The organism is [Ruminococcus] torques ATCC 27756 (assembly GCF_000153925.1).
GTDB classification, from domain to species: Bacteria; Bacillota; Clostridia; order Lachnospirales; family Lachnospiraceae; genus Mediterraneibacter; species Mediterraneibacter torques.
This window is the reverse complement of record NZ_DS264367.1, coordinates 85,688-100,621: the sequence shown is the minus strand read 5'-3', so window position 1 is coordinate 100,621 and position 14,934 is coordinate 85,688. Positions and strand designations below refer to the sequence as shown.

The 14,934-nt window shown below is 37.7% G+C and carries 14 protein-coding genes; 2 read left to right on the top strand and 12 right to left on the bottom strand.

Annotated elements, in window-relative coordinates:
- The 3 genes from RUMTOR_RS10405 to RUMTOR_RS10395 all read right to left on the bottom strand — a co-directional run.
- Positions 1–4,862, bottom strand: a 4,862-nt coding sequence (locus RUMTOR_RS10405) for a discoidin domain-containing protein (RefSeq protein ID WP_004847723.1), incomplete at its 3' end; no start/stop codon positions are given.
- A gap of 458 nt (positions 4,863–5,320) precedes the next feature.
- Complete coding sequence (locus RUMTOR_RS10400; RefSeq protein WP_009242949.1) at positions 5,321–5,815, bottom strand: DUF6147 family protein; 495 nt, start codon at positions 5,813–5,815, stop codon at positions 5,321–5,323.
- Positions 5,816–5,899: 84 nt separating this feature from the next.
- Positions 5,900–6,673 (bottom strand): DUF4367 domain-containing protein, encoded by a 774-nt coding sequence (locus RUMTOR_RS10395; RefSeq protein ID WP_004847720.1) that lies wholly within the window; start codon positions 6,671–6,673, stop codon positions 5,900–5,902.
- A 104-nt stretch (positions 6,674–6,777) separates the two neighbouring features.
- Between RUMTOR_RS10395 and RUMTOR_RS10390 the strand changes: the two genes are divergently transcribed.
- A complete protein-coding gene (locus RUMTOR_RS10390; RefSeq protein ID WP_004847719.1) occupies positions 6,778–7,842 on the top strand; it encodes an undecaprenyldiphospho-muramoylpentapeptide beta-N-acetylglucosaminyltransferase in 1,065 nt (354 codons plus the stop codon).
- Positions 7,843–7,943: 101 nt separating this feature from the next.
- Here the strand turns inward: RUMTOR_RS10390 and RUMTOR_RS10385 are convergent, their stop codons facing one another.
- Positions 7,944–8,507 (bottom strand): RNA polymerase sigma factor, encoded by a 564-nt coding sequence (locus RUMTOR_RS10385; protein WP_004847717.1) that lies wholly within the window; start codon positions 8,505–8,507, stop codon positions 7,944–7,946.
- A gap of 12 nt (positions 8,508–8,519) precedes the next feature.
- Positions 8,520–8,927 (bottom strand): HIT family protein, encoded by a 408-nt coding sequence (locus tag RUMTOR_RS10380; RefSeq protein ID WP_004847715.1) that lies wholly within the window; start codon positions 8,925–8,927, stop codon positions 8,520–8,522.
- Positions 8,928–9,252: 325 nt separating this feature from the next.
- On the opposite strand from RUMTOR_RS10380, the gene RUMTOR_RS10375 reads away from it, so the two are divergent.
- Entirely contained in the window at positions 9,253–9,894 is a 642-nt protein-coding gene (locus RUMTOR_RS10375; RefSeq protein ID WP_004847713.1) for a sensor histidine kinase, read from the top strand.
- A gap of 7 nt (positions 9,895–9,901) precedes the next feature.
- Here the strand turns inward: RUMTOR_RS10375 and RUMTOR_RS10370 are convergent, their stop codons facing one another.
- From RUMTOR_RS10370 to RUMTOR_RS10340, 7 genes are all read right to left on the bottom strand, one after another.
- Positions 9,902–10,504 (bottom strand): rhomboid family intramembrane serine protease, encoded by a 603-nt coding sequence (locus RUMTOR_RS10370; protein WP_009242952.1) that lies wholly within the window; start codon positions 10,502–10,504, stop codon positions 9,902–9,904.
- A 40-nt stretch (positions 10,505–10,544) separates the two neighbouring features.
- Positions 10,545–11,402, bottom strand: a complete 858-nt coding sequence (locus tag RUMTOR_RS10365) for a DUF6382 domain-containing protein (protein ID WP_009242953.1) — start codon at positions 11,400–11,402, stop codon at positions 10,545–10,547.
- Positions 11,403–11,428: 26 nt separating this feature from the next.
- The gene (locus RUMTOR_RS10360) at positions 11,429–11,818 is read right to left on the bottom strand and encodes a TadE family protein (protein ID WP_004847708.1); all 390 of its coding nucleotides are present in this window, start codon (positions 11,816–11,818) and stop codon (positions 11,429–11,431) included.
- Entirely contained in the window at positions 11,808–12,281 is a 474-nt protein-coding gene (locus RUMTOR_RS10355; RefSeq protein ID WP_004847706.1) for a prepilin peptidase, read from the bottom strand. Before RUMTOR_RS10355 ends, RUMTOR_RS10360 begins: the two co-directional genes overlap by 11 nt.
- On the bottom strand, positions 12,266–13,081 hold the full coding sequence (locus RUMTOR_RS10350; protein WP_004847702.1) for a hypothetical protein: 816 nt from the start codon (positions 13,079–13,081) through the stop codon (positions 12,266–12,268). The genes RUMTOR_RS10355 and RUMTOR_RS10350 overlap by 16 nt, the downstream gene beginning before the upstream one ends.
- A gap of 93 nt (positions 13,082–13,174) precedes the next feature.
- Positions 13,175–14,614: a DUF5702 domain-containing protein gene (locus RUMTOR_RS10345; protein ID WP_004847698.1), complete on the bottom strand. Its 1,440-nt coding sequence runs from the start codon at positions 14,612–14,614 to the stop codon at positions 13,175–13,177.
- Positions 14,615–14,623: 9 nt separating this feature from the next.
- A complete protein-coding gene (locus tag RUMTOR_RS10340; RefSeq protein ID WP_004847697.1) occupies positions 14,624–14,857 on the bottom strand; it encodes a Flp1 family type IVb pilin in 234 nt (77 codons plus the stop codon).
- Between the last annotated feature and the right edge of the window lie 77 nt (positions 14,858–14,934).

Here is a 14,934-nt window from a genome sequence, read left to right as displayed (position 1 = left end):
TCTTCTTCAACTTCGATTTCCACACTGTCCGTAACTTTCTTTTCGCCCTGCACTGCCGTTGCCGTGATCGTTGCTTTTCCGGCTTTCAACGCTGTTACTTTTCCTGCTTCATCTACTTTGAGCACCGTCGCATCAGACGTTTTCCATGTGATTGTAACATCTTTTGCATCTGTCGGATCAACTTTTGCTGTCACTGTCGTTTCCTCTCCGACTTTCAGTTTCTTACTCTCCGCCGTTACTGTTACACTCTTAAGCTCCGGCGTCGGTTCTGGTTTTACCTCTTCTTCAACTTCGATTTCCACACTGTCCGTAACTTTCTTTTCGCCCTGCACTGCCGTTGCCATGATCGTTGCTTTTCCGGCTTTCAACGCTGTTACTTTTCCTGCTTCATCTACTTTGAGCACCGTCGCATCAGACGTTTTCCATGTGATTGTAACATCTTTTGCATCTGTTGGATCAACTTTTGCTGTCACTGTCGTTTCCTCTCCGACTTTCAGTTTCTTACTCTCTGCCGTTACTGTTACACTCTTAAGCTCCGGCGTCGGTTCTGGTTTCGGATTCAGATTTTCAAGTTTTTCTGTCTCAGCTTTCAATGCGTCTGCTTTTTCAGAAACATTATGATTTAATGCATATGCATTTTCATACGCTGATTCTGCTTCCATATACGCTGCAAAGAACTCTTTATACTTCTCATCACCGTACTGGATACCATACTCTTTTAACTTATCATCTGCTGCTTTGAGCGTCTCTTTCAAATGATCTTTATTTACCGTTTCATATGCTTCAAATTCTCTTAACTGGAATGTTCCGTCAACGCCCTGCATCTTAATATAACGTGTCTCAAGCGGCTGTTCAAACTTGATTGTATTTACTGATTCGCCTTTTATAGATGCTTTTCCTTCAATATCCTTCCAAACTTTTCCGTCTGAAGAAACTTGAAGTTTAAATGTCGCCGGCGCTTTATCCCACTGAAGGACAAGATGATCGATCTGATGTGTCTGAAGCATATCTACCGCAAAACTGCTGTCTGCATAAAGACCTTCAAAGAAAGAGTCTTTCTCACTGACATCTGTTCCATGTTTTCCGTCTGCCGTATTTCCGTCACCATCAATCGCCTTCCAGCCTACACGAAGCTTTTTATTTGCATTGTCGTAATTATTATCGCCTTTATGCTGCGCTGTTCCTGCTGCAGCTTTGTCCTGCGCTACATTGACTTCTGTCACTGCTTTACCCTCTGCCGCCAATTTAATCGTCTTTGGGGACAATGCTTTGTCATAAACTTTCAAGTCTGCGATCTTTCCGTCAAATCCGTTTCCGATCGTTGTCAACGGAAATACAAATGTAGATAAAAGATGATTGTAATCCGTTTCTGAATTTGTTGTTCTCGTCAATGCTTGTTTAAATTCTCCGTTGATGTAAAGTTTTGTTACCTGCTGTGTTCCGACGATCGTTACATTTACACTCTTATTTTCAGGAATTGTATAATCAAACTTCTGCTCAAAATAAGAACGGTTGATCTTTAATTTTCCGTCTGATCCGATCGACAAACGACCGTCTCGTCCATCAAACAACTGTGCGTCTCCTTTTTTATCCACTTTCAGATCAAACTGAACTGTATATGGATAATCAACAGATCTTAACCCTGTCGTAAGACTTCCATCTCCGTTCAAGTCAAGCCAGTTTTTACCATCTTCTTCTTTCACATCTGCGTTTATAACTGTTCCATTATATCCGTTTCCTGCCGCATCATATACGACTGTTCCGTCCTCGCCTGATTTTACATTTTTAAAATCATAATCTAATACAAGCGATGTCTCTGAAGGAATATCGGATGCCAGTTCCACTCCCGGACCTGCTTTTAATTTTTCAAACTTGAGGCTATACTCCTCATATGTCTGGTCTTCATCCGTTCCGCCCCATGTTTTCTCACTAAGAACAGCAGCCTGACGCATCAATCGTTCGTAATTATCACGTTCTGTCACACCCATGTCTGCAATATCTGCCCACATCGCAGTCTTTGCTCCGAGAAGATTCGGATCTGCCGGCTGAACCGTACCGCTGCTGCTGAATGTAACCGGTGTCCAGTTATTGAAAATATGCTCTACATTGACAACATCGCGTTTATCCCTTCCTGTATTTCCATACAAATGGAAAGAATCCACATTGACGATCTTAAATCCTTCGGCGCTTCGTTTCGCCGCATTATCCCATGAATTTGACCAGAAATCAATTTCGATATCTGTATAATCTTTTGTGGAAATTCCTTTATCATCAAAATACTGCTTCATAGATCCCCACATACGTACTTTTTTTCCGCTTTCCTGAACGGTGTCAGCCATCTCACGGATGTAATTACGCATTCCGTCAAATTCATCGTTCTTAATACTCCAGTATTCGTCCACTCCGATATCAACCGTGTCTCCTAAAAATACAGGATCTGCTTCGTTCAGATATTCGCTGTACAGCGCCTTAAGAAACTTTAACGCCCACTGTCCGCTTTCTCCTTTTACAGAAAGCAGCTCCCAGTCCCGGTCGCTTTTAATTCCGTCTTCCGGCATATTTTCAAAACCTTGTACTTTTCTGATTTCCTCGATATTGTTTCTCACATATCTGTTAAATAACAACGAATGTCCCGGCGCATCGATTTCCGAAATCGGATTCATGCCGCAATCCATCGCAAACTGCTGGAGATCTTTATATTCTTCTGCTGTATACTGCGGTTCTCCGCCGTAAGCTCCGTTTTCATCATTGTAATATGCATTCTGCTGAGGATCTGTCTTTAAACTCGGAAACGTTTTGCTTTCCAAACGGAACATTCCTTTATAATTTTTCCAGTTATTATAATCTTCGCGTCCTGTCGTAGCTCCCGAATGACGATTATCGTTCAGATGAAAATGTACTTCATTAATTTTATAAAATGAAAACGTCTTCACAATATCTTTCAAAGCATCCAAACGATACGGAACACGCGCGATATCGATCATTACTCCGCGTACTTCATATTGAGAGAAATCTCTTGTCACACCTTTAGGGAAAGAATACGTTCCGTCTTGTGTATAATACACCTGCTCTAACGTCTTTGTTCCGTACAGACATCCGGTGTATCCGTTACTGCTGATATGAATTCCTCCGTCGTCTGCTTTCAGTAAATATCCTTCCTTGCCTGTGTCGTATGTATCTTCCGGCAGTGACTCAATCAAGATATCGTCTTCGTCTCCGCCTTCTCCGCTGACAACCTCAAGTTCCATTCCGGTAATTTCTTTCATATCGCTCTTAAACTGAGACGCTACTTTCTCAAGTCCGACTCCTGCGCCGTCCTTTAAAACAATACGGGAATTTTCCGTAAGCTTAACTTCTCCCTCATATCCATACCATTCTTGAAGACTTGGAATCACTTCCGGTTCTTCATTCTGATTTTTTATCTCTGGATAAATCTCTGCATGTTTTGATTTTTTATTCGGCACATGAACCTGAAATGTTTTCTCTGCCGTATCTTCAGGATCATTTTCATTCACAACTTCCAATATCACATCCATATCATAATCATACATATTATGATCACTGATCTGACCCTCATCAGAAATAACCTGAGGATATTCGCTTCCCTTCACACTAATACTGAATCCATCAGGCATCTTCGGAAGCGGAACTGTCTCAGAATCTACCGTGATCGCCTCAAGCGCTTTTACAGAATCCATCGCTTCTTTTGCATTTTTCGGCGCCGGATCTGTCACCTCGGGTGTCTGTACCTGATCCCCATGTATCTCAATTTCCTGAACAGAAACACTGTTGCCGCCCGCGTTCGTATTTACTTTATTGAAATAGAAACGCACATAACGGTCAAGACGCTTTCCTTCTACATCTGTGATACTATCATGCTTATTCTGCTCATTTCCCGGCTGACATGTCACATGTTTAACAGTTTTCCACTCTGATTTTTTATCAGCCCTTGTCTGAATCTCATAGTCGATCGAATATACAAGTTTATAAAAATAAAGGTCGATGCTTGTAATATTCGTAACCTCATTTCTCAGATCTATCTCAAGCCACTGCGGGGTCTGCTGCTGATTTGGTGAAGTTCCGTTTTTCATTGTAGGTGCAGACCATCTGGAAGTATCCGACTTCTGTCCGTCAACTGCAAGATTTGCAGTCAGATTCGGCATTGCCGCCTCTACTCCTGACGCAGACGCCGTCTTATTCAATGCGATATTTCCTGTGATCGTCTCATAACCGCTTTCACTTTTCTTCGTTCCAATCACCTGAAATTCCCGCACCCCGATACTGCGGTTTGCCGCCTGACTGTTTCCTGATGTAAAGTAAAGCCTTATATAGCGTGGAATCTCTCTCGCTTTTCCGTTTTCCTTCACATCAACAGTTTTTTTCAAGTTCAGATCTGTACCTTCCGGCATGTCTGCAGTCGCAATCGTTGTCCACACTGCGTCTTCTGCATTGGAATCAGAAACTTCCACACGGAAATCTCCGTACAGCCTTGCAAAGAAATCAACCTTGATCTCTGATACAACGCAAATTCCTCCCAGGTCTACTTCCAGCCACTGCTCTGAAAACTCCGCGTCCTCTCCACTTTGCCATCTGCTGTTATCCGCTTCTCCGTTATTATCGGAAATTCCGTCAAACGCAAGCCCCGGTTCTCTTGCGGGAAGGTTGCCCGATGCCGCAAGAAACTTAGATGCCCGCGCAGTGCTTCCCCTGTCTGCCGCAAGATTTATTTCTTGCTGTTCAGCCTCTCCACTCATTTCTGTGTGAGCTTCTTCTGCCTGCACAACTCCAATACCCGGAACAGAAAATCCTGTCACACCGAGTATTGCTGCCATTACAAGCGCCGCTACTCTTTTCTTTTTCATATTATTCTTTTTCTCCTTCTATGTATCCATCTCTCAGCCCAGCTTTAATCATCCGGACACACGGATACAGTTATTTCTATAATAATCCTTTCAACTTGTTTTTGTCTACACTTTTTAATATTTCCACCTGTTTTTAAATAATTTTGTGCATTTTTTACATAACTTTATTATTTTGATACAGTAAAAAACCGGGTGCATTATGCACTCGGTCTTATCCCTATCTTACTCTGTCATTACATTTTTTCATTTACAAGTAGAAGTTTTTCAGCTCATATCGTATAATGTATAAAAAGCAACCCCCCTCTTTAAATCCTGAGAGCAGCCGTCATATGTACGCGAATAATATGTGGTGTTTTTCGGAACAGGTTCTCAAATCATGTACTGATTATTAGTTGCCGAAGCGTCAATGTGACGGCTGCTCTCAAGACTTAAAAAGAGGATAATTCATTATATGCACTTTATGGGATTAATATTCCATTTGTAGTCGAAGCATTTTCTTCATACGGATATTCATTCCCCGCGATATGATCACAATGAACTCTGTAATAATAACCTCTGTCTACTTTCAAAGATTTTGCCGTAGATAAGTAATAATTATTCTCATCCTCTGCAACCCATGCGTCTATCTGCCCCCACTCATCGTTCTTTTCATCATATTGATCGACATACACGATTGTTGCTATATATTTTACTTCATGGTTTGCCGTAGTAGATCCATATGCATATATACGGGAGATTCCTGCTTTTGATATGATAGATTCGCCATCCATCAGATGTACTCCCCTTAAATCAGGAGAAGATGTATATCCTATAGACCTCTCCTCAGTCGTAAGATATGAACCGTCAACTTGTTTTAACTCTCTGTCTGATGCTCTGACATTTGTCGCAGACGCTGCAACAATTCCGCATAACAGAACAGCGCTTCCTAATATAGATAAAATACGTCTCTTCATAACTTTTCTCATTCCTCTTTGATGTTTTACTCTTTTTTGCTTCTCTATTAAGTAAACAACCAAACAGGAAAAAACTTACGCGTTTTACTTAGAAAAATATAAATTTTTTAAAATTTTTTCAAATTCTTCCTTTTCAACTACTCCTTTAATCTCATATTGAGCCCCGGCATACTCAAACTCTGCCTCATATCGCTTTACTTTTTCTTCTTTTTCCTCATATTCTTTCACTTGAATTTCCATTCCATTATTTAGACAAAGAACATACTCATTAATCAAATTATCTGGTTCTTTCTGTGCAAATGAAGAATCTACATCATTCATATACATAGTATATTTAATTACTTCGTCTTCATGTTTATATAATAATGTCGCCTTTTTTAGATCTTGATTTATTTCATAATTTTTTAATGCCATCCTATCTGGTTTATAAATCAATCTCACTGGCAGTATTCCCAGTTGTTTTGATATCTCTTTATAAATATACACTTCATTTGTATCTTCTATTTCTTGCAAATCCATATTTTCAACATCTATATATGATGCCTTTTCTCCACTTTCATCCCTATCCCACCATACTTTCCAATATGATTTACTTCCTACTCCAGTCATCACGCTTCCAAATACAAGAATAAACACAGCCGCAACAGCAATTATTGCATAACGCCTTTTCTTTTTACGATATACAACTTTTGCCCGTTTTTCATATTCATAATCTTGTATTTTTTGAAACAAAGCTTCTTCCATATCTTCAGATACGGTTATATGGTCAAGATCTTTTCGTCCTGAAACTTCTTTTTCAAGTGCTTCTGCTTCTCTTTCTATTTCTTTTTTCAGTGATAATTTTTTCAGTTTTTTCATTCCTTACCCCTTTTTCTGTCCTATATTTTTCCTTGACATTTCACCAAATAAGGTTAAGATGAAATTAGCTTTAGCCATGTGCTACTATTACCGGAGGTAACTTTATGAAACGAATCATTTTAACCGGCGGCGGAACTGCCGGACATGTAACTCCTAATATCGCCTTAATTCCAAAACTTCGGGAACTTGGTTTTGATATTCACTATATCGGCTCTTATAACGGTATTGAAAAAGATCTGATCGAGCCTTTTGGCATTCCATATCACGGAATTTCTTCCGGGAAGCTTCGCCGTTATTTCAGTTTACAAAATTTTACCGATCCTTTCCGTGTTATTAAAGGTTTTGGAGAAGCCCGCAAACTGATTAAAAATTTAAAACCCGATGTCATTTTTTCAAAGGGCGGATTTGTATCTGTTCCTGTTGTACTCGCCGGAAAAAAATGTAAAGTTCCGGTGATTATTCATGAATCAGATATGACTCCCGGTCTTGCTAATAAAATCGCAATTCCGTCCGCAGCAAAAATATGCTGTAATTTTCCTGAAACATTGGATTGCCTTCCGGAAGGGAAAGCCGTCCTTACAGGTTCTCCGATCCGACAGGAACTTCTCTCAGGAAATAAAATTGCAGCAATGGATCTCTGCAAATTCACTGCAGACAAACCTGTTATCCTCGTAATCGGCGGAAGTCTTGGTTCTGTTGTTGTAAACAATGCGGTCAGAGAGAGCCTTCCATGTCTGCTGAAAGATTTCCAAATCATTCATTTATGCGGAAAAGGAAAAACCGATGAATCTTTAAAAAACACAAAAGGATACTGTCAATTTGAATATGTAAAAGATGAGCTTCGCGACATTTTTGCATTATCCGAGATTGTCATCTCCAGAGCCGGTGCAAACGCAATATGCGAACTCCTTGCTCTTAGGAAACCAAACCTTCTGATTCCGCTTTCTGCCAAAGCAAGCCGTGGAGATCAGATATTAAACGCCCGCTCTTTTGAACGTCAGGGATTCAGTATGGTTTTAGAGGAAGAAGATCTTACAAAAGAAACCCTTACTTCCACTGTATATAAACTGTTTGAAAAACGTGGTTCATACGTCGATGCAATGCGTAATTCCAACCAACAAGATTCGATTGACACGATCATCTCTATGATCACTCAGGCATCCAAATAAATGTTTTCAAAAACAATATATTATTCCAAGCGTTTATCCAAACATTCATCCTGACTCTTATTTAAGCAGCAACTATCTTAGAAGTAGCTGCTGCTTATTTTCTAAGGAATTCTACCATCTTTATCCTGCATCTCTTCATACTCCGCACCGAACTTTTTACGTATCCATTTCTTAGCCCTATGCAGCAAAGCATGTAAGACTTCTTTCCTAATTTCCATTATTTCGGCCACTTTTACCTGCGGTATATCCATGTAATAAACAAGTATGATTGCTTCATACCATCTTGGATTCTTCTTTGACAATGCTGCCATTATTTTCTCATGGAATTGCTTTTTGTATAAAACTTCCTCTTTCTCTATAAATTCCGTTTCTAAGCTTTCTCCAAACTGCTCTTTGTTTTTATACAATTCATCATCTTCAGACAGCACTTCCCTTTTGAACTTCTTATTAAAATTCAGCGCAGAATTTTTTGCTGTTGTATATAACCATGCCGAAACATTTCCATCTTTCAGCTCTTCAAATCCTATGTATAGTTTAAGAAATGTATCCTGAGTTATGTCTTCTGCCGCATCGTAATTATCACCTGAATAAATATACGCAACTTTCAGGACGAGATTTTTATACTTTTTATAAATCTCGTTGTATTCACGATTACCTGTTAACATAATTTCTCCGGTTTACTTCATTTTATCCAAAATTTCTTTTTTATCTTCTTCCGACAACTCTCCCATCTTCCAACCAAGACCGACTTGATCCCCTTTATATCTCGGTATCAGATGCATGTGAAAATGGAATACGCTCTGACCTGCGCACTCTTCATTATTTTGAACAATATTATATCCGTCGCAATCAAGAACTTTTGTTAATTTATTTACCATCTTTTTAGCAAGAATCATCGCTTTTGCAACTACTTCCTCATCAATATCATATAAATTGCGGTAATGTTCTTTCGGAAGAATCAATGCATGACCTTTTGATGCCGGTCCAAGATCCAGTATTACCCGAAAATCATCATCCTCATAAAGCGTTGCAGACGGAATTTCACCTGCCGCAATCTTACAGAAAATACAATCTTTTTCTTTCATAAAATAACGCCTCTTTTCCTTTGTTTATTATGATTACATATACCTCATTTTACCACAAAAGAAAAACTTTATCAAAAATTCCTATTTATTTTGTAGTATACTTTCTGTTGCATTTTTTGTCGAATTTCGTCGTATGAATTATATTGAACAAGAATTTTTCTCATGCTAGACTTAATTTATGCGTACACTGTTTCGCATATTTATTTCAGTATGAAAGCGAGAAAATATTTATGCTTACTAATATCAATATTAACAAAATGAACCAATTAACAAGTGAAAACAAATCGTTTCACAACTCCTTGAAAACCATCAGACGATTGTATCCATGATTTCCCATGAAATCAGAAACCCTCTGACTCTCGTATCCTCTGCTCTGCAGATTATAGAGATACAGCATCCTGAAGTTATTAACTTTCACGGTTGGTCTCAGGCAATCGAAGATATTGAATTTATGTGTAACCTGCTCAATGAACTTTCAGATTTCAACAACGGAAGTACGCTGCACCACTCTGTCTTTTCACTGGAAAAACTTCTCAAAAATATTGCCGTTTCCTTTGCAATGTCACTTGATTCGATAAATTCAAATATTGAGTTCACATCAAAAATATCACTTAATTCCGACAACTATACAGGTGATAAGATAAAATTTGAAGAAGTTATTTTAAATCTTCTGCAAAATGCAAAAGACGCTGTCTCTGAAAAAACTTTTACCGACTCAAAAGGATCTATTTTTCTTTGTGCCGAAAAAATATCTGATTCTATTGTAATTTCTTGTACCGACAACGGATGCGGAATTTCCGATGATATCGTTAATACTATTTTTGATCCGTTCGTCACATATAAAACAAATGGAACCGGACTGGGACTTGCTCTTTCAAAAAAGATTATAGAAGCTCACGGAGGCACTTTAATCGTAACTTCTTCTGATGAAACCGGAACTGTTTTCACTATAACATTGCCGGTCTGATCGAATATCAGTATTCGTTATAATGTATTTTTTTCGGTCTGTATAAAATAACAGCAAAAATGAATCCGCATATGAGCCCCCCTATATGAGCCATATTATCAACTCCGCTGCTCGTCAACCCAAAATAAAGACTCAGAACAACCATAAAAATCATTCCTCTTCCCGAAAGCTGTCCTAATCTTCCTCTGTTCGCAATTACTACATAGAGAAGCGCTCCCATCAGTCCGAAGACCGCTCCCGAAGCTCCTGCAGAAACCGCAGATTCTCCTGCAGAAATTGCTGCAATCAAAGAAAGTATATTTCCTCCGATTCCACTGAGAAAATAAATTATAATAAAACGAAGCTTTCCTATTTCAAGTTCCAGATTCCAACCTAATGCTCCGAGCATTACCATATTATTCATTAAATGTGTAATTCCAAAATGAAGAAACATACACGTAAATATTCTATAATATTCCTGTCCTTCTGTAATAAACGGTTCATACATCGCCCCATGCTGAAGCATAAAGGCTGCATCTTCCGTATCTCCTAACATTGACAAGATTAAAAATACTGCAACATTAATAACTATCAAAACAGTTGTACAAAAAGCTTCGGGTTTTCTTCTCACGTCAAGTCCTCTTTTCTACTACAATATATTTCTTTTTTAATTATAAAATACCCGATGTGCTGTGTCCATCCATTTCCGTAATCAAATCATCCCACTTTCCCCATCTGTCACCTTTTATTCTATTTATTACTTTTTTTACTGTGCTTTCCTTCATGTAGATTTGCTCTTCTTTACATATTTCTGATATTTTATCTGTACTTATCCGCTCTTCCGCAGGGGAAAATATTGCTTTTTCCGAAATGTTTTCCTGTGCTTCGTCTCTTTTCTTCTTTTCTTCTATTTTTCGTATTCTTTTTTGCTTTTCTGCCTGTTTCTGCTTTTTTACGTCTTTTTTACAAGTTTCTATCACCTTTTTAAGGTCATAATTTTCTTTTAATGTTTCCCTGTGTATTTTTGAAACAAGAAAAACACCTTCTGTATCTTTATAATCAAGATGTTTTACAAAGTATTCCGTAAGTTCATGAAACGCTTCACACATTGTCGGTTCATTTTCTTTTTTTATAATCGGCAGATAACAGAAATAGTATTGTTCTGCCTTTTTAAAAATCAATTTCGGATCCAAAATAATATGATTATTATTCAGAAAAAATATTTTTATCTGTTCTGTTATAACAGAAAGTTGTTCCATAAAATCTTCAATTTCTTTTCCGCTTATTTCTGCTTCTTCATAAATTTTATCCATACTCATTCCATTTTCCAGACGAAATGTATATCGGCTTTGCCCGTCGCGTCCGATACCTTGTACCGGCAGCATTCCCTTTATTTTATTATAATGTATCATCTTAATCTGATAATCTTCCTCATACGGAATAGGAAGATCTACATGTATATTGGTATATTCCCATTCATTCTGATATGTAATCTGCATTTTCTTTTCCACTCCGCTTTTTCTTCTCAATTAAAACAACTCCGCTTTTTACTGTCTTATTTTAGCAATCTGATCTTTTTTTCAGGATTTACAATATCAGCCGTACGTTTTACATTTGTTTTCATAAATGATCTTTTCGCCTCTGCAAATACTTGAACTTCCTCTTTATTTACTTCTGCAATAACATTAACATCTGTCATATAAATTAATTTCCCGTGAATTTTCTCTTGAAAAAATGCTTCTATATCATAATTTTTATCATATCTTCTGACATACTGCGCTCCCATAACGGCAGACTCAGCCGCAGCGCCTCCTATAATCGCTTTATCATGATAATAAAACACCGTATGAATGATAATTACAAAAAGACTGAAAAATAGCGGCATTATATATGACATTTCTATTACCGAATTTCCACTCACCCATCTCATCTTTTTAGTATCCATTCAAAATGATCCCTCCTGCATATGCTGCCATTAAAAACGGAATAAACGGAAACTTTGATTTTTTATGAAATTTTGTTTTTAGAAGCATAATAACCGAAAACAATCCTGCCATAAAAAACGCCATAAAAAGTACTGACATAAGACTCCAAAAGCCAAGAAATGCTCCCATAATAACTATTAAAATACTATCTCCGTAACCAAAAGATTCCTTTGTTAATTTACTAATTAAAAGAAAAAATGCTCCTGCGAGTATGCCTGCGATAATCTCTCCTGTTGAAACTGTCCTTTCACATATTACCGATAAAATTACCCATATAATTCCTGATAACAAAAATCCAAGATGCACTTGTCTTCTTTTTATATCCATGACGGCAAGTATTATCATGTAGATCAAAAATGTAATCTGGCAGAACACCCATCCGTTCTTCAACACAAAACCTGCAACATTTATTTCCCTGAACATCTCGAACACCCTCCTATACCTTGTACTTCCGTTTTTTTCACTGCTCTGATCGTTCTTTTTAACCCGCTGCATCCTAATGAATTATGGTATTTACTTCCATTTTCGGTAATATACACCCCGGTCGATGCATCACCGTATACACATTTTTCACAGGCATAATATATTCCGCCGTTTTCATTGCGTATTTCTTCCAACTGTTCATAAGGAACAAATCTAATAGACAACTGCAAATAAGAACAATGATAATCTTCATGATAAACCGATTGTTTTTCTGTTATATAAACAATTTCCGAATCTTCGGTTTTTTTGTCCTTTCCATACCCTGTCCATCCATGGATTCTGAATGTTTCTTCCATCTTTGCCGATGGATTTCCGAATAAAGGAAGCGGAACTCTCACCTCATACTTAACATGAATATTCATTTCTCCTGTTTTCGAGGATAAATATGAATTCCAACAAGAAATTCCTTCACTTCCATCAACAATGATACTTCTTTCAATTCTCTCTTTTCCAAGTAAACGAATAATATCTGATTTTAACTTGATTGTATTTAGAACCGGAATGACTGCTGTATCTTCCGCCGCACTTTTAGCAGCACTATAAGCAGCCTGTTTTACGCCTATTTTAATGCTCTGTATTTCGATCATCCATATAAGACAAAGTGCTGCGAAAAGAAACAACGGAATCGCAAATGCGGCTTCAATCGTAATGCTTCCTTTTTGTTTTTTGGTTATCTTTGGTACAGATGCTCTTTCAGATTTTGCCAAGTATTTATTTTTATTCGTATTGTATTTACTCATCGCAACCGACTTTTCCTTTCATTTTTTTATAAGATGATTTTTCCGCATGAGGGAGTGCGGGAGAGAGAAAGAGCATCTGCACCAAAGATAACCTTATTCGTACCCGTAATATGACGGAAATGTATACGCAAGATCACCGAATATTTCAACCTTATTTCTTATCTCACACTTCGTTACACAGTGATCTGCTCTAAATTTTTCACAGTTTTGTTCTAACCGCATATTTTCTTCTATACGATCGATCGTACGCATTGTTGTCTCCTCTTCCGGTTGTAAAAACAAAAATGCCCTCAAATATTCTTTATATGTAATTCCTTCTTCTGCATCCGCACCTGAAATACCGTCATCTCCTATTCCCAGTGTGAATAATGACGCAAGCGTCAACTGCCAGTTATCCGATGTTTTTACTAGCGGAACTTTATTTCCTGAAAGAAGAGATCTTATATCTATAACACCTTCTCCTGCCGCCCATGCTAACAGGATCAGTTGTTTTACAGCTTCCGCTGCTTCCGGAATTAATAATAAAGTTGAAATTGTCGCTGCCAATGCCATTGCTTCCGACTTTTTCACAGAATCTCCCATAAGATAAACATAATTTAAAGCCATCCTTATGAAAAATATTTTTGTAACGACACTTTCCAGATTTTCTTTATCAGAAGATTTTCCCGAAATAATATATTCAATCTCGTAATCAAGAGATCTGTTCTTTTCGTCTGAGTCTGGATATTCCGAAATATTTTCTTTGGAAGCCTGCGTAAAGTTCTGCATAATATATTCGTTAAACAACAATTTTTCTTTCGCCTTATCTGTATTTTTCCTCATAGGAAACTTGCCTCTTCCTGTCTGCAGACTCCTTTTTGAAGCCTGCAGATCAAGATCGATCTGACGCCCTGAAAGCGGCATATCCTTCGGCATTGCAACAGATAAAATTCCTGTTCTTTCTATCTGCTCCAAACATTGAAAGGGATTTTCTTCTAACTCTGCCAAATCTTCAGATTCTGTTTCTTCTTCATCCGCTCCTTCATTCTCTGATTGTCCAGATGATTTTATTTCTTCAAACTCATCAAGTATCGTTTCTTCCACCTGCCGGATTTCTTCTCCTTGTATGCTTTCTTCTTCCCATACAGATGTCCTGCCTGCCAGATCTTCTATCAGTCCTATTCCATATTTTTGCTCCATATATGTAAGAACCTGTTCCCTAAAAGCCTGTCCCTTGTTGTCAGTAAGATATTGAATCCCGTTTATCTTATAATCTATATTTTTATTACTGTAATAATGCATCCTGCCTATTATCTTATCTTCATTAAACTCTCCTGTTCCATAACTCCCATCGAGTCCGAATATATGGTACGCTTCCATCAGTTGGCTTTCATATTCTCCGAATACGGAAAATATTGCTCCGTCAGCACATATCCTGCTAAGATTCTTTTCTGTCTGTATCACAGTAATTTCTATAATTCCAAATATAAACGAAATAAGAAGAACAACTATAAGACTTAAAAATGCCGTTATTTCTGCTTTCTTTACTTTCATATTTTCTAATTAAATGCCTGAACTTTCAGATGTGATCTTATCGAAAATCGAATTGATCAGATTGATCAGTTCTGTTTTAAAGATCAACAGAAGCGCTATGACAATAACTAATATCAGCACGAGTTCTATCACTGTAATTCCCGATATATATTTTCTTTCCGTGAAAAATCTGCAAATATTTTCTTTTAAGTTTCTTTGACCGGAAATTACACAGCTTTTTATTTTCATAATCTTTTTTTCCATATTTTCTCCTTTCCTACGGCATTTTTTCCCGACTTTTTAAACTTTGCTTTTTCTCTTACTTGCTATCTTTTATTCGG